Source organism: Acinetobacter sp. YH12249 (genome assembly GCF_013417475.1).
GTDB lineage: Bacteria > Pseudomonadota > Gammaproteobacteria > Pseudomonadales > Moraxellaceae > Acinetobacter.
In genome coordinates this window covers 146,991-173,907 of sequence record NZ_VPDX01000002.1, presented here as the reverse complement: position 1 = coordinate 173,907, position 26,917 = coordinate 146,991, and the positions used below count along the sequence as shown (strand labels likewise).

Sequence of the window (26,917 nt, the reverse complement as noted above, 5' to 3'; positions counted from 1 at the left end):
TTGAACTACATCACATAATATTCCAAAAATATTTTCTTTATAAATCAAATCTGTTTGAGGCTTTAAAAAAAACGCTGCACAATAAAAATCAAATGATATTGGCATGAATCAAGCATTTAAATTCATGTAATTGTGTATTTCCAGGGGAAGAGAATGTTCACGGCAGAACTGTTGGACGAAGCAAAAAAATTCATGCATCACATGCTGACCAAAGTAGTGGAATATGGGGGCTCAGACTTATTTATTACCGCAGATTTTCCACCGAGTATTAAACATCAGGGCTTAATGAAGCCCTTTGGACAACAAATTCTTACTGCTGAAAAAACCAAACTGTTTGCTTATAGCTTGATGAATGATAAACAGCGTCAAGAGTTTGAAGCTGAACTAGAATGTAACTTCGCGATTACTGTACCGGGTGTATCGCGCTTCCGGGTAAATGTTTTTGTACAACAGCTTCAGGTCGGGATGGTAATCCGGACCATTACGGCAGAAATTCCAAATTTCCAGAAACTGAAATTACCAGAATCATTGAAACACGTGATTATGGAAAAACGCGGTCTGGTACTGGTTGTAGGAGGAACGGGTTCAGGTAAATCGACCTCTCTGGCAGCGATGATTGACTACCGCAATGAAAATTCGGCGGGGCATATCATTACCGTGGAAGATCCGGTGGAATATGTACATAAACACAAGAAATCCATGATTACTCACCGTGAAGTTGGAGTCGATTGCCATTCCTGGCACAATGCGCTGAAAAATACCTTGCGTCAGGCCCCCGATGTAATTCTGATCGGTGAGATTCGGGATACCGAAACCATGGAACACGCAATTGCCTTTGCTGAAACCGGACATTTATGTCTGGGTACACTGCATTCCAGTAATGCTAACCAGACTTTGGACCGGATTATTAACTTCTTCCCGGAAGAACGCCGTAATCAGTTATTAATGGATTTATCTTCGAATATGAAGGCGATTATTTCCCAGCGTCTGATTCGTACTCAGGATGGGAAAGGCCGGCGGGCTGCGATTGAAATCATGTTAAATACACCTTTGATTTCTGATCTGATTTTAAAAGGCGAGTTTCATGAGCTGAAAGCCATTATGGGCAAATCTCGTGAACTGGGCATGCAGACTTTCGATCAGGCCTTATTTGACCTGTATAACGAGGGGGCGATTTCGTACGAGGAAGCATTGCGTAATGCTGATTCGACTAATGAATTACGTTTACAGATCAAGCTGAAAAGCAACCGCCAAGATAATCCTGCTGCCGGAGAAGCAACACAATTCACGATGATGCAAGAACCGAAAGCTGAAGAAAAAGAACAGGAAAATACTTCAGCATCTGAATAAATACATCTTCGTGTCAGAATTAAAACAGGCAGTTCATCTGCCTGTTTTTTATTATATTTAGATATTAACTTGTATTAGGCGGTCTTAACTTGAACGACCAGTTTAAAGTAAACAATACTGCATAAGGTGAGTAAACTACAGAGAATAAAGGCGAACTGATAACTATAAGTCGCAATAAGCGCCCCAATCAGTAGCGAGCCGACCGCAATTCCTACATCATAGAAAGTATAAAAAGTCGAAGTCGCATACCCAATCCGGTGTTTCGGTGCACGTTGAATGGCCAGTGTCTGGATGCAAGGTTGTGCGCTACCAAAACCGACACCAATCAATACAGCAGCCAGCAAGAATCCCCATAAAGTCTGAATCTGACTCAGTAAAAAGAGTCCTAAACTAAATACTAATAGCGCAGGATAAATCACATATTGTGGGCCTTTGCGGTCGTAAATTTTTCCGGTAATTGGGCGCAAACTCATCATGGAAATAGCGAATACGACAAAGAATAAACTGGCATAAGCCATCAGATTTTTACTGGCAGCAAAAGGCGCGATAAAAGACATGATACTGGCATAAGAGAAGGAAATCAGAGCAGCGAGTACCGCAACAGGCAGCGCTTTCTTTTCTACAACATCAGACAACGCCAGTCCTTTTTTCTCAGGAATAGTTTGAATAATGTTCTCAGGCTCTTTGACCGGAATCATTAAGCAGAAAGCAAATCCGATAAAAACTAATGCAATCAGCAATGTTGTGATCTGAAAATAAGAACAGTATTCAATCAGACTTAAGCCAATCAGTGGCCCTAAAACAATGCCCAGATTGACTGACATAACGTAATAGCCCATGCCTTCGCCTTTACGCTGCTCTGGAATAAACTGATTCACCACAGGAACACAGACGGTAGTTAAAATACTAAACCAGATCCCATGCAAAAAACGGATGATAAATAAGGTCGTCAGCTGATCGGCAAGCAAGTAGGCTAGGGAAAATAGACTGAAAAAGATTCCAGAAACAATCAAGGTTTTACGGATACCCAATTTCTCAATAATCAGGCCGCTAAATGGTCGTACAGCAATCGCTGAAATCATGAACAAGGTCATGGCCAGACCAGCTTGAGCTAAGTTTCCACCTAATTCTTTCAGGATATAAATCGGTAAAATCGTGGTTTGTGCAAAATAGAAAATAAATAAAAACAGGTTATTGGCCAGACACAGCACAAAAGGCTTGGTCCATAAAGGCAATAGATTGGATTTCATAATTTTCCTAAATTGATCTATAGGGAAATGCTGCGATGAGCATGAATATTATTTTTATAAAGCAGCCTGAGCTATCTGATGCGAGTGATAGCAGGTACAGCAAAGACTTTAAGAAAAATGTGTGAAAAATACAATAAAATTCCGATATAAATACATTGTATTTGATGGTGAGCTTTAAATACGAAGTTTTCAATGCGTAAAAAAATCAGCCCGCAGGCTGATTCTTATTTTTCCATACTAAATCAAAGTAGCTTATAGGCCAGCTTCATATTCTGTATTAGACAATAGCTTTTCTACATCTGCCATATTGTCCGGTTTGATTTTATAGATCCAGCCTTTGCCATACGGGTCATCATTAATGAAGTCAGGATCATCTTCAAGCGCAGCATTGATTTCAACCACTGTACCAGAGACAGGTGCATGAATATCAGAAGCAGTTTTCACTGATTCAACCACGCCAGCCTGTTCGCCCGCAGTAATATGTGAGTCAAGATCTGGTGCTTCTACATAAACCAGATCACCTAATGCATCCTGTGCATGGTCGGAAATACCGGTCACAACAAGATCACCCTCAATGCGTACCCATTCATGCGTACTTGCGTACTTTAATTCTGAAGGATGATTCATTGATAACTCCCTAAAAATCTTAAGATCATTTTTGATATGTTTTATACATTCTTTTTGGTCAAAACAAAAGGTTTATCCATGCTTATAAATAAGGATCTTTACGCCAGTTGCTCGGGCTACGACCACTCCAGCGCTTAAACGCCCGACTAAAATTGGCCACATCACTATAGCCAAGTTCATCAGCGATCTGCTCCAGAGTAAAGTCTGTACGGGATAATAAGGAAGTGGCATGCCGGTAGCGCACTTCATCCACCAGCGTCGAAAAAGAAGTACCTTCAGCGGCCAACTGACGCTTTAAGGTTCGATCTGACATATGCAGGCGTTCAGCTACGCTTTCAATACTCAGATAATGCAGTTCGGAATGAGTCAGAATATCCCGCACCCGCATGGCAATCCGATGCCGTTCACCTAAAGCAGATAATTCGGCTTCACATTGGTTAATCGCAATCTGGCTGGCAATTGGATCAGCATGTACCAGCTTGTTCATCAGGTAGCTTTTATCAAAACTTAAAATTAAATGCGGCTGTTCAAAACGGAATTGATGCGTAGGAAATTTCGCCATGAAGCGTTCAAAACCTTCCGGCTTTTTGAAATCGAAGTCGATTTCACCGGTTGCATCGTTAACCCCGGTAATGGCTTTTGCCATACTGATCAGGCCAATCATCAGAGCAATTGAAATTTCGGTACGAAGCGGTTCAAGCTGGATATCAGTTTGCAGCTGTACGGTTGCCTTAGCGCCAAAGGTCGAGAAAAATAACTGCAAGAAGGGTAAACGTAACTGAATGAATCGGTTCGCCAGCACCAGGGCTTCGGTAATATTATTCGCCGTCATGATGGCATAACCGATAAAGCCATGAATTGAAATCCGCATCTGGGTACCTAAGTGATAACCCAATGTCGGTTCACCAGTGAGCTTCAAGGCATGCTTGACCAGTTCATTGGCCACAGGGGTCGGAATACGGTAATCAGGATCTGCCAACTGTTCACTGGTCAGGCCAAAAGGCTTAAAAAGCGACTCATTATTATACCCCCAGCGGGAAATGACATCGAGAAGCAAGAGACCGTATACACCTGGAATACCTTGGTCTTGGCGTGGAGCTATTGTTTTCATGCGCGATCCGTTGCACTCATTCAAATTTTTTTATTTTCACTTCATATTGGCATGAAAAAGCCATTTTCTTGATAAAAATTGTTGGACAAAGCTGCGGCAATTTCCACAATAAGATTTCAATCAACTTCAAGCAGAGTAGCCTAATTTAAAGTTGGAAATCAATGTAAACCAGAGATATTTTAGGGATTTAATTTTAAGCCTACAGATTTCTATTAATTCAGAATAGAGCTGTTTTTCGAAAAATCTAGAATAAAAAACTGCTCTTGGAGTAGATGATATTCCCATAAAAGAAAACCGAAGCATTACTATTCAAATGACTCAAATAGAATGCTTCGGTTTCTGTTGTAGATGTCAGCTACTACTGGGTAGAGAGCAATTATGCTTCATGCAAGTTGTCAGTTTTAGTATGTTGCTGTACCAAGAAACCGCCTGTTTGACGTTGCCATAACTGCGCATAAATCCCGTTTAAGGCAACCAGTTCATCATGCGTACCTTGCTCGGCAATTTTACCTTGATCCATTACAATCAGACGATCCATCTGCGCAATGGTAGAAAGACGATGCGCAATCGCAATAACCGTTTTGCCTTGCATCAAGTCATCCAGACTATTCTGAATAGCTGCTTCGACCTCGGAATCCAGAGCACTTGTGGCTTCATCCAGAATCAGAATCGGTGCATCTTTCAGGAATACCCGGGAAATGGCAATACGTTGGCGCTGTCCACCAGAAAGCTTCACGCCACGTTCACCCACATAGGCGTCATAGCCTCTACGGCCACGCAAATCAGTCAGATTCGGAATGAATTCTTCTGCTTTGGCCTTGCGTACAGCTTCAAACATCTCTTCATCAGTCGCATCCGGACGACCGTATTTGATATTTTCAGCTACGGTACGATGCAGCAAAGACGTATCCTGAGTGACCAGCGCAATATTTTTACGCAAACTGTCCTGAGTGACATCGGCAATATCCTGATCATCAATCAGAATACGGCCCTGATTCAGATGATAGAAATGCAATAGCAATTGAATCAGGGTCGATTTACCAGCTCCAGAACGCCCCACGATCCCGATTTTTTCACCTGGGCGAATGGTCAGATTAAACTGGTCAATGACCGGTTTTTCATTATAGGCAAAAGTGACATTATCGAATTTAATCTCACCGTGTTTTAGCTCCAGTTCTTTCGCATCTTCTTTGTCTTGAATATTGATCCGACGACCTAGAGTTTTCATCCCGTCCTGAATGGTACCGACATTTTCAAACAGGGCAGAGGTCTGCCACATCATGAACTCGGCAATACTATTCAGCTTTAATACCATCGCTGTAGTGGCTGCAATAATCCCGAGCTGCGCTTGACCTTGCATCCAGAGCCAGATTGCAGTACCCAGCACACCTGCATATAGCACAACACTCAGCATCAGAATGCTGATTTCGTATTGAGCGCCCAGACGCATTTGCTTATACACCGTAACCATAAATTCCTGCATAGAGGATTTGGCATACTGGCTTTCACGACCCGCATGCGCAAACAATTTTACGGTCTGAATATTGGTATAGGCATCAGTCACACGTCCGGTCATGACTGCACGCGCATCCGCTTGTAAGGATGAAATTTTGCTTAATCTTGGAATGAAATAGCAAGCAGCACAAATAAACAAGAATAGCCAGACCATAAGCGGCAGGATGAGTAAGGGTGAAATAGCACCCAAAACAATATTAATCGTGACGAAATAAATCAGCACATAGGCCAGCATATCGCCCAAAATGACCCAGAATTCTCGGATTGCCAGCGCCGTTTGCATGACTTTGGCCGATAAACGTCCGGCGAAGTCATTATGGAAGAAGTCCAAACTCTGTTTGAGCAATAAATTATGGAAGCGCCAACGCAGACGCATCGGGAAATTACTATATAAAATCTGATGCTTGATCAGGGACTGAGCACTAGCAAACAGGATATTTGCCAGCAAGATAATACTCAATAAGGTTAGATTGCTGGTATGTTGATCTAAAAAAGTGTCTGGCTGACTTTGGCTCAACCAGTTTACCAGATCGCCAATTTTTGAATATAGTAAGGCCTCAAAACTGGCTGCACCTGCGGTACACAATACTAGAATCAGCAAATAACGGCGTACCTCATAAGCTGCTTGCCAGACAAAGGGGAAAAACCTGGTGGGTAAAGGTTGATTCAGGTTTTTGGTGGGATAGGGGTCTACCAGCCGTTCAAGCCATCGAAACATTAACGTACTCTTATCATGTATTTTCTTTGCGAGGATTATAAAGGATTCTGCTTTTTGAAGTCTGAATTTGAGTGAAATTGCCACAAATGTTTAACTAAATCAAACTTTAGGTTGCAGAGCAGAAACTCATGCCAGATTTATGCCAGCTGATATGAAAACTAAAAATAAGAGCTTGAAATCGTTTTAAATACTGAGAATAAAAAAGCCCGAAATAGAGATTATGTCGGGCTTAAGTTAAGAGGTTAGTTTAAGTGATAATCGGAGATGAAGAACTCGCGTTAAAAGATTCTTTAAAATCACTTCCAGAAGGCGCCTGATAAACTTTCAATCCAAATTCCGGAATAATCGCCAGAATATGGTCCATGATATCTGACTGGATATTCTCATACTCTGCCCAAACCGTCGTATTGGTGAAAGCATAAATTTCCAGTGGCAAACCTTCACTGGTCGGTTGTAACTGACGCACCATCAATGAGAAATCTTTGGCAATACCCGGATGCTGTTGCAGATAAAATTCCAGATAAGCGCGGAACGTTCCTAAATTGGTCAGACGGCGCTGGTTGTATTGTGAATGATGCTGGAGCTGCTGGTTAAACTTCTCTAGTTCTTCTGATTTGGTATTCAGATATTGATCCAGCAGGATAAAATTTTTCAGCTTGTTCTGTTCTTCAGCCGTCATGAAATGTACGCTGGTTTGATCAATATGAATTGAACGTTTGATCCGGCGGGCACCCGCTTCCTGCATGCCGCGCCAGTTTTTAAAGGTATCAGTCACCAGTTTATTGGTCGGAATCGTGGTCACAGTCTTGTCAAAGTTCTGCACAGTCACTGTATGTAATGACATATCAATGACATCACCATCGGCATTTAGGGTCGGCATTTCAATCCAGTCACCAATACGTACCATGTCATAAGATGAAATCTGAACCGAAGCCACCAGTGACAGAATCGTATTTTGAAAGACCAGCATCAGGACAGCGGCCATCGCACCAAAGCCAGCGAGCAAGGTGAATACATCTTTTTTCAGGAAAGTGCCTAAAATCATCAAGCCACAAACAATGAAGATGATCAGCTTGACCAGCTGTAAATAACCTTTAATCGGCTTGTTGCGTGACTTGGGATTACGCTGATAAATCAGGTTAAAGATATTCAGTAACTCACCGAGTGCCAGAGCAATGGTCAGGAAAATAAACGCCTGAGCACCCATTTGCACAAAGGTTTGCACCTTATCGGATAAATGCGGGACAGTGGTAATCCCGTTCATGATCACGATTGCCGGAACAATATTGGAAATCCGGCGAATCACACTATGTTCAGCAAAAATCTGATTATTGGCAAAGGGCATTTTGGAAATCAGTTGACGAATACCTCGTACGACAATCTGTTTGGCAAACACATTGGCAAGGATGGCCAGTAAAATCACAATACTCAGTGAAGATAACATTTCCAGCCATGGGTACTGATCGGCCCAATCTCGAATATTCTGAATAAAATTAAACTGTTCCAACTGATCTTTCTCTTTAACTCAAAAAATTTTTTAGAGTTTATAGGTTTAAACGCAATTTTTTAATCTTGGATAACCTTTTAAAACATATCTTTCTTAGAGGAGGCGAACTTAATCACTATTCAGGCATTTATTTTTTCCTTCAGGTTAATTCAGATTAAATAGATCAATGAAAATTGATTGGTTAATGGCTAGGAAATGTGAAAAATCGATAGAACAGCCTAACTTGGTATTCCTATGCTTCTTTTTAAACTTTAAAAAATTAAAAAAGGTCAGAGTGAATTAAAGAATTTGGTATAGCGTTTATTATGTTAGTTCAACATAACTTAATGTTTATTTTACATTTTATATACTTACTTTTTTTAGGGGATAGTGCTAGGATTAAAATCATATAATCTTAATCATTAAAAATGAAAAATCTTCAAATAGTTATAGCACAAGCTTACATTCCTATGAACTGGAACATATTGAGCAATCAATAAGCCATGAAATTAATAACACTATATTAGAGATAGCGGTTAATGATGAATCTTTTGAAAAAATTGATTGTTACTTGTATTCAAAAAAAGATACGAAAAAATTCTTAAAAGCTCTATACATTATGTAATAGCGCTCTTAGAAAGAGCAAAGTATAGAGTAGAAAAAGCTCAGCAAAATAACGTGAGTCCTTTGCATATCTGCTTATACGTTATTAAGAAAATAGAGGGGTTTATTGAGTATTTACAGACTAAATTTTAGTTATTAGCGCTTTCATTTAAGGCTCGTTATATGAAATCTGAAGTTTCCAAATAGGATTTGAATTGAGTGAAATTTGCTAACTATTAAAACAAGAATATGCAAAAGGCAAGCTGACATAGACTTAATGAAAAAGATTAAAAAACCGGCAAATATGCCGGGTTTTTATTTATACTTTCCTTTTAAGGAAAATGTGCTTACCACATTAAATCATCAGGAATCACATAAGCTGCATATGGGTCTTCTTCATCAGTGGTTTCTTCATTTTTCTCTGAATTATTCACGATGATAAAGCCTTCCATTTTTGAATTGATGCGATCCGCCAGAGCTTTAGGCAGGAAGGCATAACTCTCATTTTCACGTGCAATCACCAGACTGCCAGCGACCAGCGCATTATAAATCTGCTGGTTGATATAAACTTTCTTGATCTTGCTGTCATCAATAAACTGATAACTGATCTCACCATCCGTATCGCGGATTTTATGCTGGTTAATCATCTGCATGATCGCCGCTTTAAGTTCTTTTTCCTGCAACTGGGCTTTTTTCGCCTGTTCAATCGCTTGGTCTTTAGCCAGCTTTTCCTGTTTGTCCTGTTCAATCTTGGCCTTGATTTCGGCTTCTTTACTGTCGCCTGTGCGCTTTTCATGTACAGCCTGTTTAGACAGTTTTTTAGCTTTTTTATTATCGACCAGGCCTGCTTTTAACAATTGCGCCTGTAATGCATTTTTAACCATGAGAGTTTCCAGAAATTAGTCGTGTTGATGTCGATAACGTAAATAGATCACCCAATAGGTCAGGCTAAGCAGCAGGCTTAACACTGTAGGGACCAGGAATGCATTTAATTTTAAATAAGGATAAATCCAGCTGGCAAGTATGCCGCCCACCAAAAAGCCGACCAGAATCAGCATATGCAGGATCACTTTACGGGATTCTACTACCAGACCACGCAGGCGATAGCCCATAGCCAGACCTAAATCGGTCAGTACACCTGACAGATGCGTGGTCCGGATAATCGCACCTTTATAGTGGCTGACCATGGCATTTTGTACGCCCATCGCGACACAGGCCCATAACAAGGCATAACGCGGGAAATAGGGCAATAATAGCCAGCAAATGAATATAAAAAAAGCCACCAGGCTTAAAGGATAACCATACAGGCGCCCCAAGCGAAAGTGACTATTTCCTAAAATCAGCCCGCTATACATCGAGCCAATCACATAACAGAGTGTAACCAGAATCAGATATAAAATCTGGCGTGGTTGCCAGTCCAGCAGCGCCATCGCCAGCATACTGACGTTACCGGTCATATGTGAAACGGACTGATGCAACACGGTCACCAGTCCTAATACATTAATCATTCCGGCATTTACCGCAAGGAAGAATGCACCTAATTGAACCCACGATGGTAAACGCTGTAATGGCATGGCAATATCATTAGCAAAACATCTTGATTCTTCAATATAAAATCAATCTGTAGCGCGGTCTACTGCTGTAGTAAATAAAACATCGGTAGATGAGTTGAGTGCAGTCTCCGTAGAGTCCTGCAATACACTGATCACCATACCAATCGCCACCACTTGCATCGCGATATCTGAAGAAATCCCGAACAGGCCACAAGCCACGGGAATCAGCAATAGTGAACCACCCGCCACACCTGAAGCACCACACGCAGACACAGTTGCTACGATAGAAAGAATTAGCATAGTGGTGAAGTCAACATTAACACCTAAAGTATTCACTGCAGCTAAAGACAACACGGTAATCGTCACTGATGCGCCGGCCATGTTAATTGCTGCACCTAAAGGAATTGCTACGCTTGAAGTAGTCTCTTTCACACCTAAGCGTTTTGCCAAGTCCAGGTTTACCGGAATATTGGCAGCAGAACTGCGGGTAAAGAACGCGGTAATGCCACTTTCACGTAAGCAGGTAAAGACCAGTGGATACGGATTACGACGGGTAATGAAACCGACCATTAACGGGTTAATCACCAAGGCTACAAATACCATGGTACCCAGCAGAACAGCTAATAAATGCGCATAGCTGGTCAAGGTATCTAGGCCCGCTTCAGCAAAAGTCACGGCAACCAGACCAAAAATACCCACTGGCGCAAAGCTGATCACCAGACGAATTACATAATTGATTGCATTGGCAGCGTCATTTAAACAGGTTTTAGTTGTGTGTGATGCATGACGGAAGGCAATTCCTAACGCAATTGACCATGCCAGAATTCCAATAAAATTCGCTTCAGCAATGGCAACCACCGGGTTCGCTACAAAGCTCAGCACCAGATTTTTGAGAATTTCACCTAGGCTGCCTGGCGGCTGTAAATCACCTTGCGCTGCAATATCCAGGAACAATGTGCTTGGAAATAAAATACTGGCGATCACAGCGCTTAATGCTGCCAGGAACATGCCGACAGCATACATCAGCATAATAGGTCTTATCGTTGAATTGGTCTGGCCAACCTGGAAATTTGCAATTGATGCAAGAACCAGAATGAAAACCAGAACTGGCGCGACGGATTTTAGTGCCTTAATAAACAGATCACCCAACAGGCTTAAGGAAGGTGCAGCTTCAGGAAATAACAGAGCCACACCAACGCCTAGAATAATGGCGATGATGATTCGGGAGACTAAACTCAGACGCGATAGGGCAGAAAACATAAGGTTGCCTTGTGAAAATTACGAGGGCTAAATGCGAAAAAAATTTGCGTTATTTTATACTTAAATTAAGGATCGCTTAAAATATATTTTTAGATAATATTTAAGTGACTGAAAATTAATAAATAATTAAGATGGTTTTTTATCTTGATCGTATTATTTCCATACAAAATTCTTAGAAATAGCCAGATTTACTGATTGGTTTTTAATCTTTATTTTTTAAATGAATATAGAATTTAAATCAATCATTTCCAGTTATGTTTCAGTTCAATCTGCTTGCATGGCAGCATGTCTACCATGCAAACAATTGAAAAATTTTAAATCATATAATGCTGAGGCTTTTCGAAGATTTCCGGTGCCAGATCCTGAATCGCCTGAAAATGGGTCAGATAAATCCGTCCACTCAAATGTGTCATTAGTTTGGAGGCCTGCAAGCGGTCAAATACCGGGCCTTTCACTTCTGCAAAATGCAGGCGAATATTCAGTTTGGATAATTCAGCATTGAGTTCTTCTAGTGTTTCCAAGGCACTCAAGTCAATCGCACTGATACTGGAACAGTTCAAAATTACATGCTCTAACTTGTCATTTAAACTTAACTGATTAATCAGATAACCTTTAAGAGTATGCGCATTTAAAAAACTTAAATTTTCATCAATACGCAGAGACAGAACCCGATCAGAGGTCATCACTTGGTGACGCTGGATATTTCTAAAATGCTGGGTGCCTTCAACCAGACCAACGACAGCTATATGAGGACGGCTGATGCGCCATAGCATAAGAATAAAGGTCGAAATAATCCCAACGATCAGGCCAGTGGTGATATCCAGTAAGACGACACCAAAAAAAGTAATCCACATGGCAATGCCGTCAGCTTTGGAATAACGCCATGCATCGACAAAAGGCTGGAAGTTAACCAGTTTCCAGATAGACACAATAATGGTTGCAGCCAGAATGGTCAGCGGCAGATCCTCAAAGAAGCTGGTAAAGAACAGACTAACCACGACAATCAATAAAGAAGACAATACGCCAGCCAAAGGTGTTTTGGCGCCAGCGTCAGCATTAACCACAGTACGTGACAGACTACCGGTTACTGGAAAGGCAGAACTGATTCCAGCACTGATATTGGCTACACCGAGCGCAATCAGTTCCTGATTGCTATTTAAATTGCTACGCTGCTGTAGCGCCGTTGCCTGAGCAATAGAGAGGGATTCCACAAAGCTGATCATGGCAATCATGCTGGCACCCGGTAATAAGGTCATTACCAGTTCCCAGTTCCAGTGCGGGAAAGACAAAGGCGGAAAGCCTGAAGGAATTTCTCCGACGGTTTTAATTCCCTGAACTTTTAAATCCAAAAACAGAACGGCTGCAATACCGAGAAAAACCAGAATCAGTGGAACTGCCCGAACCAGAAAATCAGTCGAACCGATCCGGCTTTGTACCGCTTGAGATTTTAATAGTTTCGGCAGATAAACCAGTAAACCGATAGAAAGCAGGCCAAAGATCAGACTCGGAAGATGCAAAAGTGGCAAATATTCAATCAGGCTTTTCACCAGCTCAGGAATATTATTGGCTTTTAAAGGCAAATCCACCAAAAACTTGAACTGACCAAAAGCAATCAATAGAGCCGAAGCAATAATAAAACTCTGAATGACCGGATGGCTGATCAACTGAATCAAAAAGCCGAAACGGAATACACCTAAAAGCAAGGAAATAATGCCGACCATCAATGCCAATAAAGTTGCCGCTTCAATATAGACCGGAGAACCCACTTCAAATAATGGATTCAGTGTGGCAAAGGTCATCATGGAAATGATGGCTACCGGTCCAATCGATAAAGTCGTACTGCCGCCCAATAAGGCATAAATGATCATTGGTAGAATACTGGCATAGAGTCCCATAATCGGTGGCAAACCTGCCAGCATGGCATAGGCCATCCCTTGGGGTACCAGCATCGCAACGACAATCAGAGCAGCCAGTACATCCGATTTCAATTTCACCGGACTGTACTGACTTAACCATGACCAGGCAGGGAGTCTATTGAGCAGTCTAGACTTAAAATTTGGCATATACAGGTCTAAATCACAAATATAGATATATTATGCACAAATTCTGCTAAGAAGTCTTAGGATATAAATAGGTGATCATTCACATTTTAAAAAATGAATGAGGGGACAAAGGATCAAGGCAAAAGACTTAAAACTCTCAGTAGAGAAAATTTAAATCAGGCAGATCGCTTTAAAATAAAACAGGACGAATGAGGCAAATAGCAGCTTTAAGCGACTGCTTGATTTACACAGTAGATTTGATAAAGCTTGTTTAACATTTCTATCAGGTTCTGGTCTTTGATCGAATAATAGATCTGTTTGCCGTCTCGACGGGTATTTACCGCATCGCTTTTACGCAAAATCATGAGCTGCTGAGACAGTGTTGGCTGTCTGATCTCGGTAATCTCTTCAATTTGAGAGACATTCAGTTCATTTTGGGAGAGATGACATAAAATGAGCAGTCGGTCCGTATTGGCCATTAACTTTAAAATACCGACAACCTGTTGAGCTGAATCCCGCATCGCGGCAATTTCAAGATCGGTTTTCATTTACTATGTCCATTTATACAATTACAGCCCGCGAATTATACGACTCGAATAGCGTGAATTGATGGATAAAAAGCGTGAATTACTATGGTTTTTAATGAATTGTGTTATCAAGAATAGTTATAATTTACTAATTAAAATATAAGATAATTTTATCGTGTTCCGGTTTTTTGTGAAGAAGATGTTTCATTTCAAACTGCTATCGTGATCCCATCTTGTTTCAGGCATCTACAAAGCCGGAAAATGCTTGTATCATGTAAATACATCTTGGCGAATAACATCAAGGATATTCTAATGACTACAGATTCAGCTTTTCCAACACCTGCCAATTTAGGTATAGCGGTTTATAGCAATAATGCAGAGGCAATTGGTAATACCCCTCTAGTTCGTATCAATCGTGCCATTTCTGGCGGAGCGACTGTACTTGCGAAAATTGAAAGCCGTAACCCGGCATTTTCGGTGAAATGCCGTATTGGCGCAGCCTTGATTGCTGATGCAGAAAAGTCAGGTAAATTGAAGCCGGGCATGCACATTGTTGAGCCAACCAGTGGTAATACCGGTATTGCGCTGGCATTTGTAGCAGCGGCTAAAGGCTATGATATTACCTTAACCATGCCATCCAGCATGAGTATTGAACGCCGTAAAGTGGTGAAAGCATTAGGCGCTAATTTAGTACTGACAGATCCAGCCAAAGGCATGAAAGGCGCGGTGGAAGAAGCACAACGTCTGGTGAATGAAAATCCTGAACTGTATTACCTGCCACAACAGTTTGAAAATCCAGCTAACCCAAAAATCCATGAAGAGACGACCGGTCCTGAAATCTGGGAAGCGACTGCAGGTAATGTCGATATTCTGGTAGCGGGTGTCGGTACAGGCGGTACGATTACCGGTATTTCACGCTTTTTTGAAAAAGTGAAAAACAAGCCGATTTATTCAGTTGCTGTAGAGCCTGCTGAATCTGCCATTATTGGTCAGGCAAAACGTGGTGAGACACTCACTCCAGGACCACATAAAATTCAGGGTATTGGCGCGAACTTTATTCCAAAGAACCTGGATCTGGATCTGGTAGATGAAGTGATTGCCATTACCAGTAGCGATGCAGTGGAATGGGCACGTAAAACTGCGACTCAAGAAGGCATCTTGGTGGGTATTTCAAGTGGTGCTGCAATGGCTGCAGCTGCGCAACTGGCAGCTCGTCCTGAAAATGCAGGAAAAAATATCGTAGTGATTCTGCCAGATGGTGGTGAACGCTATTTATCTTCAATTCTTTTTGAAGATATTTCGGCTGAGTAAACTATTAACCAAGCAATTTCTTTAAATCTCAAAAAGCCTGAAGTCATCTTCGGGCTTTTTTATTAGGCGTTATGCCTTCATATAATGAAAGATCAAGAATTTAAACCAGAAGCTTGACCTTCCAATTATGGTAATGTTTAAGCTATAGCATAGGCAGTGAATGGGTGAATGGAGAGCGCAGAATGAATATACCAGCAACCACACAGTTGTACGAACAGCAGGTACAGATTTCAGGAATGACCTGTGCCTCCTGTGTAGCTCGGGTGGAAAAAGCCTTAAAAAAAATTGAAGGCGTGGTCGAGGCATCTGTCAACCTGTCGACTGAAAAAGCTTTTATTAAAAGCCAGCAGCCGATTGCTGCCGCTGCGCTGGTTCAAGCAATTGAAAAATCCGGTTTCGATGTGCCGACGCAACAGTTTGATTTGAATATTGAAGGCATGACCTGTGCATCCTGTGTGGCTCGCGTGGAAAAAGCACTCAAAAAAGTAGAGGGTGTGCTGGATGCACAGGTCAATCTGGCCACTGAAAAGGCGCATGTGAGTGCGATTAATTCTGTGCCATTATTTAAACTAACTCAGGCAGTACAAAAAGCCGGTTTTGATATTCAGACTGACCGGATTGAACTTGCCATAGAAGGCATGACCTGTGCCTCCTGTGTGGCACGTGTAGAAAAGGCTTTATTAAAAGTCGATCAGGTAAGTGAAGCACACGTCAATCTCGCCACTGAAGCAGCTTGGGTCAAGGCGCCGCGTAGTCAGCTTCCAGCTTTAATTGCTGCTGTCAAAAAAGCTGGATATAACGCCCATGAAAAATTAGATACACAGGCTACCGATGCTCAAACGATTTTTCAGGAAAAGAAAACCGCTGAAACTGAACAGCTAAAACGTGACTTATGGTTGGCCCTAATTTTAGCTGTTCAGGTGTTTATTCTGGAAATGGGTTCACACCTGATTCCGGCTTTTCATCACTGGATTGCACATACGCTAGGTACCCAAAACAGCTGGTATATCCAGTTTGTACTGACGACTCTGGTTTTGCTGATACCAGGACGGCGGTTTTATCAGCATGGAATTCCGGCATTATTCCGACTGGCCCCCGATATGAATTCTCTGGTTGCCGTGGGAACAATAGCCGCTTATGGATTTTCCTGTATTTCCACCTTCTTTCCGCAATTATTGCCGCAAAGCACTGTGCATGTGTATTTCGAAGCAGCAGCGGTGATTGTTGCTTTGATCTTACTGGGGCGTTATCTGGAAGCCAGAGCCAAAGGTAAAACCTCTGAAGCGATTCAATATCTGGTTGGCTTGCAGCCAAAAACTGCCCGAGTACAACAAAATGGAACCTGGGTTGATCTGGCGATTGCTGATGTACAGCAGGGCATGCTAATCGAGATTCGCCCGGGTGAAAAAGTCGCAGTTGATGGTGAAGTCGTTTCTGGTCAAAGTTATATCGATGAAGCGATGATCAGTGGTGAACCTTTAGCCGTGGCTAAAAACGCTGGGGATCGGGTAATTGGCGGAACGGTGAATCAGAATGGCACTTTGCAGATCAAGGCGACTGCGGTCGGTCAAGATTCCGTCCTGGCTCAGATCATTCATATGGTGGAACAGGCACAAGGCGCAAAGCTTCCGATTCAGGCAGCTGTCGATAAAGTGACCTTATGGTTTGTGCCGGCTGTGATGCTTCTCGCGACTTTGACCTTTATCGTCTGGTTCCTGTTGGGTCCTGAACCGAATCTGACTTATGCACTGGTCAATGCTGTTGCTGTACTGATCATTGCCTGTCCATGTGCAATGGGCCTGGCTACGCCAACATCTATTATGGTCGGCACCGGCCGGGCAGCAGAGCTGGGTATCTTGTTCCGTAAAGGCGAAGCATTGCAACTCTTGCAGCAAACCAGAGTTGTGGCGGTGGATAAAACCGGAACCTTAACTGAAGGGAAACCAGCCCTAACCGATTTTGCAATGACATCTGGTTTTGAGCAGCAAATAGTATTGCAAATGGTCGCAGCAGTGGAAGCCAAGTCTGAACATCCCATTGCCCATGCAATTGTGGAAGCTGCGAAAGCACAACAGTTGCAACTACCTGAAGTCAGTGATTTTGATTCAATCACCGGTGCAGGCGTGAAAGCTCAAGTTTTAGGTCAGCAAATTCATATTGGCGCTGAACGCCTGATGCAGCAATTGGGTTTAAGTGTCGATATTTTTAAAGAGAAGGCACAACAGTTGGGCGAACAGGGACGCACGCCTTTATATGTCGCTATAGATCAGCAGTTGGCTGCCATTATTGCTGTGGCTGATCCGATTAAAGTCACAACATATAGTGCGATTCAGGCCTTACATGATCAAGGCTTAAAGATCGCTATGATTACCGGTGATAACCAGCATACTGCACAGGCCATTGCTAGACAGCTGAAGATTGACCATGTCATTGCTGAAGTTCTGCCAAATGAAAAAGTCGATGCGGTACGCCAACTCCAACAGCAACATGGCATCGTCACTTTTGTCGGTGACGGTATTAATGATGCACCTGCCTTGGCTCAGGCCGATGTCGGGATGGCAATAGGAACTGGTACGGATGTGGCGATTGAAGCAGCAGACGTGGTGCTGATGTCTGGAAATTTACAGCATGTGGCCACCGGTATTGGCCTGAGTCAGGCGACCATGCGTAATATCAAACAGAACCTGTTCTGGGCCTTTGTTTATAATATTGCCTTAATTCCGATTGCTGCAGGTCTACTATATCCATTCTTCGGTATTTTGTTATCACCGATGTTTGCAGCAGGCGCGATGGCATTATCCTCAGTTTTTGTGGTCAGCAATGCGCTTCGTTTAAAGACTTATCAGCCGATCCAGTTGAAGGAGGCAGTGTAATGAATATTGGACAGGCCGCAAAATGCTCCGGGATCTCGGCCAAAATGATCCGTTATTATGAAGATATCGGTTTATTACCCAATCCTAAACGTAGCGATTCGGGTTATCGTATCTATAGTGACGATGACATCAAGACTTTAAGTTTTATTCAGCATGCGCGTGAACTGGGTTTTTCTTCTGAACAGATGAAAGAATTGCTCGGCCTGTGGCTGAACGATGCCAGACACAGCAGTGATGTCAAACAGTTGGCGCAAAAGCATATCGAGTTACTGCAACAGAAAATTGCGGACATGCAAAACATGATGAAAATTTTGCAGCAATCGGTTGCACAGTGTGCTGGAGATGAGCAATCTGACTGTCAGATTCTGAAACAGATTGAGCAGGGTGTGTCACATGGGAAAACTGCACATACGGCTATCAAAGCAGATCAATAGCCTTGAATTAAAATTCGCTTAACCCAAATTTAAACTGATCAAAGGGAGATCAAGATGAAATTCCGTATTGAAAATATGACTTGTGGTGGTTGTGCACGTAGTGTGACTGCAACCATTCAGGAGCTGGATGAAAATGCTAAAGTCAATGTTGATGTAGTCAGCAAAATGGTGGAAGTTGAATCGAGTGCAAGCGAATCTGAGATTATCGCGGCATTAACTGAAGATGGCTTTCCGCCTGAAACTATGGCTTGATATTTGCCATTTAAAAAATAATTTTAAAATGCCTAATCATGATTAGGCATTTTTTATGAAACTGCCGATATTTTATCTGGCGTCATTAATGCCTGATTAATATACAGTTTAATCAAGCGTTCACGCGAACCAATCGCTTTTTGATAACTGGTCGAATTTAATAATAGTGAAGCGCCGTAAGTGACCGTCCAGATATAAGATAAATAATCCCGGATTGACATGGCACTGTCTAAAGATACCAGATAATCATGGGTCATATCTTTAATGCGGATAATCCGTTCTTCACGAATACGATAGAGTTCCTGAAATAACTCTTTCAGGTTTTTTTCATTATTGGTTAAACGCTCTTCAATAACATGCAGCAAAATAGTCCGGTTTGAATTGAGCATGTGATAAAGCATATATTGCGAAACATAATTTTTAATATCGTTATTATATTTATCGGAAATTGCCAGAATTCTTTTTTCATTCAGAATGATGAGTTCTAAATATAACTGGTTCTTGCTTTTAAAATGCTTGTAGATGGTTCCTTTGGCGATGTCCAGTTCTTCAGCAAGTTCACTCAAGGTGATGTCCTGATTATTATCAAGCAGTAGACTTTCCGCCATGCTCAGGATCTTCTCTTTACGAAGAAGGAAGTTCTGCTGTCTTACAGTCGTCATCTTCTTGACTCATCATTTTCGAAAAGGAACCTACTAAGAATATGCTATTTTCACATGTATAGCTATAAAACTAAGGTCGTGATATTTATCTAAATTTGTATATTTATTCAACATTTCTTGTAGAAAAAAGTCATATACAGCTGCGCTAAAAATATTGTCAAGAAAATTGAACCCTTGAGATCAACTTTGCTAAATAAAATTCCATTTTCAATATATTTGATTTATGGTTTTAGGGCATAAAGCTGAATCATATTTTCGTTTTAAACCCAGACCAGACAAGGTTTAGCGAAGTGAAGCCAGAGTCATTTTAACAGCTTAAATTTTTCATTCATCAATGGATTTAAGTTTTAATGATTCAGTAAATACCAGAGGTATAAAGTTTTTGATTTTAAATTTTATATCGCTAATTTATGTCAATGAATTCATCGCCAGATTAATTCGATATGATGATTTTTGAATGACATGCATGGATTCGAGCAAAAATCCTCAAAATATTTTCTCGAATCCATAATGAAAAAATACTCAGTAACAGAATTGAGTATCACCAGTGAAGGAATATGAAAATGCCTATTTATAATGCGCCGCTAAAAGACATGGAATTTATTTTAAATGATGTGTTTCAGGCCGAACAATTTTGGCAAGATAATGAAAATCTTGCACATTTAGATATGGCAACTGCAAATGCAATTCTGGAGGAGATGGCCAAGTTTTCCAAGAATGTGATTCTTGATCTGAACCGCCCTGCAGATGAAGAAGGTGGTGCTCAGTTTAGTAATGGTGAAGTCAAAACACCTGCAGGCTTTAAAGAAGCTTTCAAACAGTTTGCCGAAGGTGGCTGGGTGGGGCTGGGCGCGCCTGAAGAATGGGGCGGTCAGGGCATGCCAAAAATGCTGACTGTACTTGCAGACGAAATGATCTGGAGTACCAATCCCTCTTTCATGCTTTACCCGCTGTTAACCGTGGGGGCTGGCATGGCGATCAATGACCGTGCTTCGCAGGAACAGAAAGAAACCTATCTGCCAAAATTCTATACGGGTGAATGGTCAGGCACGATGTGTTTAACTGAGCCGCATTCAGGGACAGATCTGGGCATTATCAAAACCAAGGCTGAACCAAACGAAGATGGTTCATATAACATTACTGGGACCAAAATCTTCATTACTAGCGGTGAGCATGATCTGAGTGAAAATATCATTCACCTGGTACTGGCCAAAACACCGAACGCGCCAGCAGGTTCACGCGGTATTTCTCTGTTTATTGTCCCAAAATTCCTGGTTAATGCCGATGGTTCACTCGGTGAGCGCAATGCGGTCGCTGCCGGTTCGATCGAACATAAGATGGGCATCAAAGGCTCAGCAACCTGTGTCATGAACTTTGATGGTGCCAAAGGCTATATGGTGGGTAATGAAAATGAAGGTCTGGCGGGCATGTTCGTGATGATGAACTACGAACGTTTGTCGATGGGGATTCAAGGCATTGGCGCGGCAGAATTTGCTTATCAGAATGCCGCACAATATGCGACCGACCGTTTACAGGGCCGTGCATCAACCGGTGCTAAATCACCAGAAAAACCAGCCGATTCAATTCTGGTCCATGGCGATGTACGCCGTATGTTGCTGAATGTGCGTGCCAATAATGAAGCTTCTCGTGCTTTCGCAGTCTATGTCGGCCAGCAGCTGGATATTACCAAATACTCCACCGACCCTGAGGCGGTACGTAAAGCAACTGATCGTGTGGCTTTATTAACGCCTATTGCCAAAGCTTACCTCACCGATAAAGCACTGGATGCTGCACTTGAAGCACAAATGTGCTTCGGTGGTCATGGCTATATCCGTGAATGGGGCATGGAACAATGTATCCGTGACCTGCGCATTTCACAGATCTATGAGGGGACCAATGGGGTGCAGGCAATTGACCTGATTGGCCGTAAAACTACGAAATGTAAAGGTGCATATATTGCAGAGTATATTGCAGAAATCCGTGAATTTGCCCAAAGTCTAGATGATGCCTTAACGATTAAAAAGGCAACCTTAGATACCTGTCAGCAACTGGAAGATATTACCAATTTTATTGTTGAGCAGTCTCAGCAGAATCCTGATTTCGCCAACTCCATTGCTGTTGATTATCTGCATGCGGTAGGTTTGTTGAGCTTCGTCTATATGTATGCGCGTATCAGTAAAGCGGCGGCTACCAAAGAAGAAAGCTATTTCAAAAACAAGCTGGTACTGGCAAATTACTATATTGCTAAAGTACTCCCGGATTTGAGTGCGAGAATTCAACGTATTCAGGCAGGTGCGGAGCTGGTGATGCAATTGCCAGAAGAATATTTCACTGCACAGGCCTAAACCCGCAAATATTGCGAAGGACGAACACTGTAGAGCTATTACTTTGCAGTGTTGATAACAATGATGTTAAAGGATGAGATTAGAATGATTGTAATTGTAGAAGCTGTACGTACCGCAATGGGCGGTTTTCAAGGCTCACTTTCAAGCTGTACGGCACCAGATTTGGGTGCTGTAGCGATCAAGGAAGCGGTAGCGCGTGCAGGTCTGGCAGCCAATGATATTGATGAAGTGATTATGGGCTGCGTTCTTCCTGCCGGTTTAAAACAGGGTCCGGCACGTCAGGCCATGCGTCAGGCGGGTCTACCGGATTCCACCGGGGCGACCACGATTAATAAAATTTGTGGTTCAGGCATGAAGGCGGTGATGCAAGCAGCAGACGCAATCAAGGCCGGTTCAGCAGAGATTGTGGTTGCAGGTGGTATGGAATCGATGTCAAACGCACCCTATTTAATGGACAAGGCACGGGCCGGTTTCCGTATGGGGCATGGCAAAGTGACTGATCACATGTTCCAGGAAGGTCTGGAAGATGCGGAAACAGGTCTGTCGATGGGAATCCTTGCTCAGGAAATGGCAGATAAAAAGGGCTATACCCGTGAGCAGCAGGATGCCTATGCGATTGGCTCATTAAATAAAGCCGTGACAGCGGTGCAGCAAGGTTTCTTTAAAGATGAAATCGTACCGGTCACTGTCAGTAGCCGTAAAGGCGATGTCGTGGTAGAACAGGATGAACAGCCTTTAAATGCCAAGGCTGACAAAATTCCAACCTTACGTCCAGCTTTCAAAAAGGATGGAACAATTACTGCGGCAAATGCCAGCTCCATTTCTGATGGTGCTTCGGCACTGGTGATTACCTCGAGTGAAATTGCCGCGCAGCGCAACTTAAAGCCGCTGGCTAATATTGTGGCCTATGCCAGCCATTCGCAGCATCCATCAGAATTCACGATTGCACCAGTGGGCGCGATTGAAAAAGTCTTGCAAAAAACGGGTTGGGATGCTCAGGACGTAGACCTTTGGGAAATTAATGAAGCTTTTGCCATGGTAACCATGTTAGCAATAGATGCTTTTAAACTTGATCCAGCAAAAGTGAACGTTAATGGTGGGGCATGTGCGCTTGGTCATCCCCTAGGTTCTTCCGGTTCCCGAATTATTGTGAGCTTGATTCATGCCTTAAAGCGTACTGGTGGCAAGAAAGGCATTGCAGCACTATGTATTGGCGGTGGGGAAGCAACAGCGATTGCAGTAGAACTAATTTAAGTCTTTTCATAATTGCATGATCATATGCTTAAAGTAGCAAACTTAAATATTTTTTGAATTAGACCACAATGCTTCTGGTACGCCAGGAGCAGGTGTCTCTTTATTTTTAATTTTTGAGAATTTTTATGAACGGTTTAGAGCGTATTCGTTTGCTCGCATTACAAGATAAAGTAGTTCCTGTAGAAAAAGCACTACAATTGATTCAAGATGGTGATGTAATTGGTTTGAGCGGTTTTGGCGGCGCCGGTGAAGCGAAAACTGTGCCTTTGGCATTGGCTGAATATGCCCGGCAGCATCCGATCCATATTACCTTGGCGACAGGTGCAAGTCTGGGGAACCGGATTGATGGGAAACTGAATGAAGCTAACGTTATAACCCGCCGTTATCCTTATCAGGCTGATCCTTCTTTACGTCAGGCCATCAATAATGGTGAAGTGATGTATATCGATCAACATCTTTCTGAACTGGCAGACAATATCCGTCATAAAAACCTGCCGGCGATTAATGTAGCTATAATTGCCGCAACGGCCATTACTGAAGATGGCCAGATTATTCCGACCGGTTCTTGTGGAAACTCGGCGAATTTCATCGAAATGGCAGATCGGGTCATTGTTGAAATTGATACAACAGTTAATCCGGTGCTAGAAGGCGTACATGATATTTATTTGCCTAAAACCCGTCCAAACCGTGGTCCGATTCCTTTGACGCAAGTCAGTGACAAGATAGGTACAATCGGAATCCATGTTGCACCTGAAAAAATTGCTGCGATTGTCATTAATGAGATTCCGGATACTTCTTTCGCAATGGATGAGCCGGATGAAGAAACACTGGCGATTGCCAGCCACTTAATTCAATTCTTTGAAAATGAAGTCGCCGCAGGACGATTACCTGAAAATCTGGGGCCGCTGCAGTCCGGAGTAGGTTCCGTGGCAAATGCCGTATTTGCAGGTTTTGAACATTCTAATTTCAATAATCTTGAAATGTATTCTGAAGTCCTGCAAGACTGTACTTTCAAGCTTATCGATTCAGGAAAAATGACCTTTGCTTCTGGTTGTTCCATGACCCTGAGCGATGAATGTGCGGCACGGGTGATGAAGAATTTTGATCAGTACAAAGATAAAATTGTCTTACGCCCGCAAGAACTTTCCAACAACCCTGAGCTGATTCGCCGTCTGGGTATAATTGCAATCAATACCGCACTGGAGTTTGATATTTACGGGAATGTGAATTCAACCCATGTCGCTGGCACCAAGATGATGAATGGTATTGGCGGCTCAGGTGATTTTACCCGTCATGCACATATTGCGATTTTTGTGACTAAATCCTATGCCAAAGGTGGTGCGATTTCGTCTGTGGTTCCACTGGTGAGCCATACAGATCATACTGACCATGACGTGGATATTCTGGTAACAGAGCAAGGTTTGGCCGATCTGCGCGGATTGGCACCACGTGAACGTGCCCGCAAGATTATCGATATTTGTGCTCATCCCGATTATCGTAAAAGTCTGAATGATTACTTTGAGCGCGCCTGTGCGCATGGTGGGCAAACACCGCATTTGTTAAATGAAGCTTTGTCCTGGCATGCCCAGTTTGAAGAAACCGGTTCAATGAAAATTGCTTAGTTCTCTTTCTTAAAATAAGCCCAAAATAAAGCCTGTGAATCACGGGCTTTATTTATTGTACTAGATAAATATTTTAGTTCTGAATCAGACGTGGGTTATTAAAGACTTTATCCAAGATATGCCGATGAATGAAACGCAGTTTATCTTTCACAGCTTCAGTCAGCTTAAAGGGGTAAGCATCTTCCAGACCCATACTGCGGTTTAAGGCATTCAAATTAAAAGTCAGGGTGACCCAGTTTTCCAGGATATGTTCAAAATCCTGTCCACCAATCGGGCATTCTTTAAAGTCCATACTGGCTAGATTTCGGCCATTACCTTCCACGCGTAGACCGGCATAAAATGCAGTTTCCAGTGTTTCCATGATATGCAGATAATGTGACCAGGTTTCAGCCCAATCTTCCCACGGGTGTGCAGTGGCATAGGGACTAATATATTTTTCATGCCAGTTGATAGGCGCACCTTGATTATAGTGCCTCTCTAGTGCTTCACTATAATTTTGCCGCTCATCTCCAAAATAATGGCGAAGTTCATCGAGTAATTCCGGATGTAGATGCTGGATGACATTAAAATAAAAATGCCCACTTTCATGACGAAAATGCCCTAATAATGTCCTGTAATTTTCACCCATATTGACCCGGGTTGTTTCCCGATAAACCACATCGGCCTCGAAGGCATTTAAGGTAATCACCCCATTGGCATGGCCGGTAAGTACTGGCTTGTCTTTTTCAGGAAGAAGAAAATCAAAACGCAAACCTAATGGATCATCATCCGAATGTTTTGGACGAGGCATAATGTTCATACGTTGGGTCAGATATAGAAACCGGCGTTTGGCTTCCTCAAGCCGATACCAGTAAATCATGTTTTCGGCATTTTCCAGATTTGGAATTACATGAGTCAGCTGGCAGGATTCGCAAAAATCTTCCTCGTCATCTACGGGGATCATCCAGTTACATACCTGATGATGGGTATAGTTATAACAAGGTTTATAACGGGAATATTGATACTTCTCGGCAACGGGAACCCACTCCTGAGCATTCAGCTTTTTAAATGTCGTCATTTCTTTTTCGGATGCGATATAGCCGATAGGGGAAAGGCAATGATCACATACGAATTTGGCGAAAAAGATCTGCTGTTCGCAAACTGGACATTCAAAATACTTCATCGATACTCCCTGCAAAATGAATGAATTACTGAAACTCTATAATTTATATTCAGATTGCATTACGGAATTTTATCCTGTTTAAAAATTCATCATAAAAATTTCTTAAAAAACACTATGTTGATTAATTGTAAAATGCGTGTGATCGATTATTCATTAAATTATAGTTTAGTGACTGTTTATAGAAGAAAAGCTGAGTGAACTGTAAAAACTGATGAACTGATTTATGTATTTTTTTCTTAAATAAAAAAACAGAGCACTAATTTAAAAAACTGAATAATGCAAACTATAAAAAAATTAGAGATCAAAAATTATTGAAAAAAATCGATTGAATCGCGTTTTTCAAAAGACCTAATTGGTATATATTTTACTCAATTTTAAAACATACATAATGCTGAAAAATAAATTATTTTTAATTTTTTAGTTCTGCTTTTGGGGTATTAAAATATGATGAAGATAAGAAAAGCCACTGTTCAGGACACACTAGCAATTGCGAACGTCATTGCCCCATTTGTTGATGTCTTGATTTCTAGTGAAGAGGGACGCAAGCGTTTTCAACCTAAAATTCTTCAGACCATTTTTGATCGAGCTGATATTCATTATTTTGTTGGAGAAATTAATCAAAAAATTGTGGGCGTGGTGGCCTATATGGAACCTGCACACTTCATGCACTTTTTTCTGGATCCAGCTTATCAGGGGCAGGGATATGGACGACAAATGTGGAATTTTTTAGAAGAAAAAATTCGTAATCAAGGGCATCAAAAAATTACAGTCAAATCCAGTTTATATGGCTTCAATATTTATAAAAAATTTGGTTTTGTAGAAACAGGTGAACTTACTCATGAACATGGCATTCGCTTTATTCCAATGGAAAAAGTTTATTCTGATGAAACATCTTCAGTGTCTTAAAATAGAAGAGCCGTTTATTATAAGTTAATCAAAGATCAGGAGTTATTTTCTTAT

21 protein-coding genes and 1 pseudogene are annotated in these 26,917 nt (G+C 42.0%); 10 read left to right on the top strand and 12 right to left on the bottom strand.

Annotated elements, in window-relative coordinates:
• The first annotated feature begins 153 nt into the window (after positions 1 to 153).
• The gene (locus tag FTV25_RS02045; protein WP_180002050.1) at positions 154 to 1,350 is read left to right on the top strand and encodes a PilT/PilU family type 4a pilus ATPase; all 1,197 of its coding nucleotides are present in this window, start codon (positions 154 to 156) and stop codon (positions 1,348 to 1,350) included.
• A gap of 74 nt (positions 1,351 to 1,424) precedes the next feature.
• Here FTV25_RS02045 and FTV25_RS02040 read toward each other — a convergent pair whose 3' ends face one another.
• The 5 genes from FTV25_RS02040 to FTV25_RS02020 form a co-directional block, all read right to left on the bottom strand.
• Positions 1,425 to 2,600, bottom strand: coding sequence for an MFS transporter (locus FTV25_RS02040; RefSeq protein WP_180002049.1), 1,176 nt, complete (start codon positions 2,598 to 2,600; stop codon positions 1,425 to 1,427).
• Positions 2,601 to 2,852: 252 nt separating this feature from the next.
• The gene (gene gcvH, locus FTV25_RS02035) at positions 2,853 to 3,227 is read right to left on the bottom strand and encodes a glycine cleavage system protein GcvH (protein ID WP_104426083.1); all 375 of its coding nucleotides are present in this window, start codon (positions 3,225 to 3,227) and stop codon (positions 2,853 to 2,855) included.
• An 82-nt stretch (positions 3,228 to 3,309) separates the two neighbouring features.
• Positions 3,310 to 4,338 (bottom strand): AraC family transcriptional regulator, encoded by a 1,029-nt coding sequence (locus tag FTV25_RS02030; protein WP_180002048.1) that lies wholly within the window; start codon positions 4,336 to 4,338, stop codon positions 3,310 to 3,312.
• Positions 4,339 to 4,714: 376 nt separating this feature from the next.
• Positions 4,715 to 6,571, bottom strand: a complete 1,857-nt coding sequence (locus tag FTV25_RS02025; protein ID WP_180002047.1) for an ABC transporter ATP-binding protein — start codon at positions 6,569 to 6,571, stop codon at positions 4,715 to 4,717.
• A 247-nt stretch (positions 6,572 to 6,818) separates the two neighbouring features.
• Positions 6,819 to 8,078: a mechanosensitive ion channel family protein gene (locus tag FTV25_RS02020; protein ID WP_125278616.1), complete on the bottom strand. Its 1,260-nt coding sequence runs from the start codon at positions 8,076 to 8,078 to the stop codon at positions 6,819 to 6,821.
• 407 nt (positions 8,079 to 8,485) lie between these two features.
• Between FTV25_RS02020 and FTV25_RS16185 the strand changes: the two are divergent.
• Positions 8,486 to 8,813 (top strand): annotated as a pseudogene (locus FTV25_RS16185) (hypothetical protein).
• 194 nt (positions 8,814 to 9,007) lie between these two features.
• Here FTV25_RS16185 and FTV25_RS02015 read toward each other — a convergent pair.
• The 5 genes from FTV25_RS02015 to FTV25_RS01995 form a co-directional block, all read right to left on the bottom strand.
• On the bottom strand, positions 9,008 to 9,544 hold the full coding sequence (locus tag FTV25_RS02015; protein ID WP_104426088.1) for a DUF2058 domain-containing protein: 537 nt from the start codon (positions 9,542 to 9,544) through the stop codon (positions 9,008 to 9,010).
• A 15-nt stretch (positions 9,545 to 9,559) separates the two neighbouring features.
• Positions 9,560 to 10,234 carry a YoaK family protein gene (locus FTV25_RS02010; RefSeq protein WP_180002046.1) on the bottom strand — a complete coding sequence of 225 codons (675 nt, stop codon included), beginning with the start codon at positions 10,232 to 10,234 and terminating at the stop codon, positions 9,560 to 9,562.
• A 42-nt stretch (positions 10,235 to 10,276) separates the two neighbouring features.
• The gene (sstT, locus tag FTV25_RS02005) at positions 10,277 to 11,473 is read right to left on the bottom strand and encodes a serine/threonine transporter SstT (RefSeq protein WP_004785593.1); all 1,197 of its coding nucleotides are present in this window, start codon (positions 11,471 to 11,473) and stop codon (positions 10,277 to 10,279) included.
• A gap of 314 nt (positions 11,474 to 11,787) precedes the next feature.
• Positions 11,788 to 13,536, bottom strand: coding sequence for a SulP family inorganic anion transporter (locus tag FTV25_RS02000; RefSeq protein ID WP_175967711.1), 1,749 nt, complete (start codon positions 13,534 to 13,536; stop codon positions 11,788 to 11,790).
• 206 nt (positions 13,537 to 13,742) lie between these two features.
• Positions 13,743 to 14,063 carry a metalloregulator ArsR/SmtB family transcription factor gene (locus FTV25_RS01995; protein WP_180002045.1) on the bottom strand — a complete coding sequence of 107 codons (321 nt, stop codon included), beginning with the start codon at positions 14,061 to 14,063 and terminating at the stop codon, positions 13,743 to 13,745.
• Positions 14,064 to 14,354: 291 nt separating this feature from the next.
• On the opposite strand from FTV25_RS01995, the gene cysK reads away from it, so the two are divergent.
• From cysK to FTV25_RS01975, 4 genes are all read left to right on the top strand, one after another.
• Positions 14,355 to 15,353, top strand: a complete 999-nt coding sequence (cysK, locus tag FTV25_RS01990) for a cysteine synthase A (RefSeq protein WP_159122914.1) — start codon at positions 14,355 to 14,357, stop codon at positions 15,351 to 15,353.
• A 182-nt stretch (positions 15,354 to 15,535) separates the two neighbouring features.
• The gene (locus FTV25_RS01985; protein WP_180002044.1) at positions 15,536 to 18,226 is read left to right on the top strand and encodes a heavy metal translocating P-type ATPase; all 2,691 of its coding nucleotides are present in this window, start codon (positions 15,536 to 15,538) and stop codon (positions 18,224 to 18,226) included.
• Positions 18,226 to 18,660, top strand: coding sequence for a Cu(I)-responsive transcriptional regulator (gene cueR, locus FTV25_RS01980; RefSeq protein WP_180002043.1), 435 nt, complete (start codon positions 18,226 to 18,228; stop codon positions 18,658 to 18,660). Before FTV25_RS01985 ends, cueR begins: the two co-directional genes overlap by 1 nt.
• A 54-nt stretch (positions 18,661 to 18,714) precedes the next feature.
• Positions 18,715 to 18,912 carry a heavy-metal-associated domain-containing protein gene (locus FTV25_RS01975; protein WP_125278609.1) on the top strand — a complete coding sequence of 66 codons (198 nt, stop codon included), beginning with the start codon at positions 18,715 to 18,717 and terminating at the stop codon, positions 18,910 to 18,912.
• 53 nt (positions 18,913 to 18,965) lie between these two features.
• Here the strand turns inward: FTV25_RS01975 and FTV25_RS01970 are convergent, their stop codons facing one another.
• On the bottom strand, positions 18,966 to 19,574 hold the full coding sequence (locus FTV25_RS01970; protein WP_005235816.1) for a TetR/AcrR family transcriptional regulator: 609 nt from the start codon (positions 19,572 to 19,574) through the stop codon (positions 18,966 to 18,968).
• Positions 19,575 to 20,137: 563 nt separating this feature from the next.
• Between FTV25_RS01970 and FTV25_RS01965 the strand changes: the two genes are divergently transcribed.
• The 3 genes from FTV25_RS01965 to FTV25_RS01955 all read left to right on the top strand — a co-directional run bounded on the left by FTV25_RS01965 (position 20,138) and on the right by FTV25_RS01955 (position 24,795).
• Positions 20,138 to 21,919, top strand: coding sequence for an acyl-CoA dehydrogenase C-terminal domain-containing protein (locus FTV25_RS01965; RefSeq protein WP_180002042.1), 1,782 nt, complete (start codon positions 20,138 to 20,140; stop codon positions 21,917 to 21,919).
• A gap of 78 nt (positions 21,920 to 21,997) precedes the next feature.
• A complete protein-coding gene (locus FTV25_RS01960) occupies positions 21,998 to 23,173 on the top strand; it encodes a thiolase family protein (protein WP_180002078.1) in 1,176 nt (391 codons plus the stop codon).
• 125 nt (positions 23,174 to 23,298) lie between these two features.
• The gene (locus tag FTV25_RS01955; RefSeq protein WP_180002041.1) at positions 23,299 to 24,795 is read left to right on the top strand and encodes a succinate CoA transferase; all 1,497 of its coding nucleotides are present in this window, start codon (positions 23,299 to 23,301) and stop codon (positions 24,793 to 24,795) included.
• 73 nt (positions 24,796 to 24,868) lie between these two features.
• Here the strand turns inward: FTV25_RS01955 and FTV25_RS01950 are convergent, their stop codons facing one another.
• The gene (locus tag FTV25_RS01950) at positions 24,869 to 25,957 is read right to left on the bottom strand and encodes a putative zinc-binding metallopeptidase (RefSeq protein ID WP_159122920.1); all 1,089 of its coding nucleotides are present in this window, start codon (positions 25,955 to 25,957) and stop codon (positions 24,869 to 24,871) included.
• Between the two features lie 447 nt (positions 25,958 to 26,404).
• Here FTV25_RS01950 and FTV25_RS01945 point away from each other — a divergent pair, with 447 nt between their 5' ends.
• Positions 26,405 to 26,863: a GNAT family N-acetyltransferase gene (locus tag FTV25_RS01945; RefSeq protein WP_180002077.1), complete on the top strand. Its 459-nt coding sequence runs from the start codon at positions 26,405 to 26,407 to the stop codon at positions 26,861 to 26,863.
• Positions 26,864 to 26,917: the final 54 nt, after the last annotated feature.

Excerpts from the sequence above, each read along its gene's own strand:
- FTV25_RS02030 (WP_180002048.1), bottom strand. The coding sequence starts at position 4,338 with ATGAAAACAATAGCTCCACGCCAAGACCAAGGTATTCCAGGTGTATAC.
- FTV25_RS01970 (WP_005235816.1), bottom strand. The coding sequence starts at position 19,574 with ATGACGACTGTAAGACAGCAGAACTTCCTTCTTCGTAAAGAGAAGATC.
- FTV25_RS01945 (WP_180002077.1), top strand. The coding sequence starts at position 26,405 with ATGAAGATAAGAAAAGCCACTGTTCAGGACACACTAGCAATTGCGAAC.
- FTV25_RS01965 (WP_180002042.1), top strand. The coding sequence starts at position 20,138 with ATGCCTATTTATAATGCGCCGCTAAAAGACATGGAATTTATTTTAAAT.
- cueR (WP_180002043.1), top strand. The coding sequence starts at position 18,226 with ATGAATATTGGACAGGCCGCAAAATGCTCCGGGATCTCGGCCAAAATG.
- FTV25_RS01985 (WP_180002044.1), top strand. The coding sequence starts at position 15,536 with ATGAATATACCAGCAACCACACAGTTGTACGAACAGCAGGTACAGATT.
- FTV25_RS01950 (WP_159122920.1), bottom strand. The coding sequence starts at position 25,957 with ATGAAGTATTTTGAATGTCCAGTTTGCGAACAGCAGATCTTTTTCGCC.
- sstT (WP_004785593.1), bottom strand. The coding sequence starts at position 11,473 with ATGTTTTCTGCCCTATCGCGTCTGAGTTTAGTCTCCCGAATCATCATC.
- cysK (WP_159122914.1), top strand. The coding sequence starts at position 14,355 with ATGACTACAGATTCAGCTTTTCCAACACCTGCCAATTTAGGTATAGCG.
- FTV25_RS01995 (WP_180002045.1), bottom strand. The coding sequence starts at position 14,063 with ATGAAAACCGATCTTGAAATTGCCGCGATGCGGGATTCAGCTCAACAG.
- FTV25_RS02040 (WP_180002049.1), bottom strand. The coding sequence starts at position 2,600 with ATGAAATCCAATCTATTGCCTTTATGGACCAAGCCTTTTGTGCTGTGT.
- FTV25_RS01975 (WP_125278609.1), top strand. The coding sequence starts at position 18,715 with ATGAAATTCCGTATTGAAAATATGACTTGTGGTGGTTGTGCACGTAGT.
- gcvH (WP_104426083.1), bottom strand. The coding sequence starts at position 3,227 with ATGAATCATCCTTCAGAATTAAAGTACGCAAGTACGCATGAATGGGTA.
- FTV25_RS01955 (WP_180002041.1), top strand. The coding sequence starts at position 23,299 with ATGAACGGTTTAGAGCGTATTCGTTTGCTCGCATTACAAGATAAAGTA.
- FTV25_RS02045 (WP_180002050.1), top strand. The coding sequence starts at position 154 with ATGTTCACGGCAGAACTGTTGGACGAAGCAAAAAAATTCATGCATCAC.
- FTV25_RS02015 (WP_104426088.1), bottom strand. The coding sequence starts at position 9,544 with ATGGTTAAAAATGCATTACAGGCGCAATTGTTAAAAGCAGGCCTGGTC.
- FTV25_RS02010 (WP_180002046.1), bottom strand. The coding sequence starts at position 10,234 with ATGCCATTACAGCGTTTACCATCGTGGGTTCAATTAGGTGCATTCTTC.
- FTV25_RS02025 (WP_180002047.1), bottom strand. The coding sequence starts at position 6,571 with ATGTTTCGATGGCTTGAACGGCTGGTAGACCCCTATCCCACCAAAAAC.
- FTV25_RS02000 (WP_175967711.1), bottom strand. The coding sequence starts at position 13,536 with ATGCCAAATTTTAAGTCTAGACTGCTCAATAGACTCCCTGCCTGGTCA.